This window comes from Nitratidesulfovibrio oxamicus, from assembly GCF_015731765.1.
In the GTDB taxonomy this organism is placed as follows: domain Bacteria; phylum Desulfobacterota; class Desulfovibrionia; order Desulfovibrionales; family Desulfovibrionaceae; genus Cupidesulfovibrio; species Cupidesulfovibrio oxamicus.
Window position 1 is genome coordinate 1 of sequence record NZ_VRYY01000538.1, and the last position, 1,466, is coordinate 1,466.

Sequence of the window (1,466 nt, forward strand, 5' to 3'; positions counted from 1 at the left end):
GGCAGGGCGGCATCGGCGGGCTGGGACGTTGCCTGGGCCGCCAGCGCGGTGCGCGGGGCGGGCATGCCGCGCCATACAGGGACCAGCCCGGCAAGCACGGCCAGGCCCAGCAGGACCAGCAGCATGGTCAGACGGCGGGGGGCACGAAGCGGAAGGCGCATGGGGGCATGAAGCATGGTGGTCTGCATCCTGTGGAGTTGCTGTTGGCGGTGCCCGGCGCATGTTCGGCCCGGGTCTGCCGAGTCGGGCATGCGACGGAACGCGCCGGCATGGGCTGGGCATGTGCGGGCCGTGATCCTGCCGTAGGCCGGACTTCACCCTATACGCCGCCACGGCGCGTTATTCAACGTGTGGATGGGGCCAGCCGCCGCGTGGGCTGATTTTTCATCGGAACTGCTTGCTTCGTTAAGGAAATTGAGGAACAATGGAAATATTCATGCCAGCTCCTGCGCGCTGGCAGCATACTTTTTTTGAGATAGTGTTACGCTGGCGTCATGGTGAGCCGCCTCGACCCGCGCAGTGCGGAAACCCCGGCGTACAGTTGTCGAACCCAGGAGGAAACCGGAATGACCCCGGCTTTGCCGCCCGCCGCGCTGGTGCCCGTACCCGACCCCATACCGGGGCCGTGGGGATGGTTCCAGGCGCTACTGCTGCTCACCTTCGTGGTGCACCTGCTGTTTATGAACGTGGTGCTGGGCACGGGTGTGATCACCCTGTTCCGCTCGCTGCGCACGCCGTTCGCGCCGGGCGACCAGGTCAACACGGACATCCGCGAGACGGCGGCCTGGGTGCCGCGCGCCATGGCCCTGGCCGTGAACTTCGGGGTGCCGCCGCTGCTGTTCCTGCAGGTGCTGTACGGGCAGTTCATCTACCCCAGCTCCATCCTGATGGCCGTGTGGTGGCTGGGGATCGTGGGCTTCGTGATGATGGCCTACTACGGCTTCTACCTGTATGGCCTTGGGCACGCCGTGCTCGGCCCGCGCCGCACCCTGGTGGCGGGCATCAGCGTGGCGCTGCTGCTCGTCAACGCCTTCGTGCTTACCAACAACGCCACCCTCATGCTGGACCCGGCCCGCTGGACCGGGTACGCCGCCTCGCCGGGCGGCACCCTGCTGAACTGGGGCGAACCTTCGCTGGTGCCGCGCTATCTGCACATGGTGGTGGGCGCGGTGGCCGTGGGCGGGTTGTTCATTGCCGGGCGCGCGCGACTGCTGAAAAAGGCGGGCGGGCCGGTGGCCTCCGGCCCGCAGGGGCCGCAGGACTGGGAACTGCGCATCACCGAGGGCCTCAGGTGGTTCACCCACGCCACCTACGCCCAGTTCGTGCTGGGCACGTGGTTTCTGTTCAGCCTGCCCGGCCCCATGACGCGCCTGTTCATGGGCGGGCACGGGCTGGCCACCGGCGCTTTCGCGCTGGGGCTGGCGGGCACGGTGCTGGCCCTTGTGGCCGCCCGGCAGCGCCGGGTG

At 68.3% G+C, this 1,466-nt stretch carries 1 protein-coding gene; it reads left to right on the forward strand.

The features are described from left to right. Window positions 1–566 precede the first annotated feature (566 nt). The coding region (locus tag FVW20_RS15085; RefSeq protein WP_196610247.1) for a peptidase at window positions 567–1,466 on the forward strand (900 nt) is incomplete at its 3' end.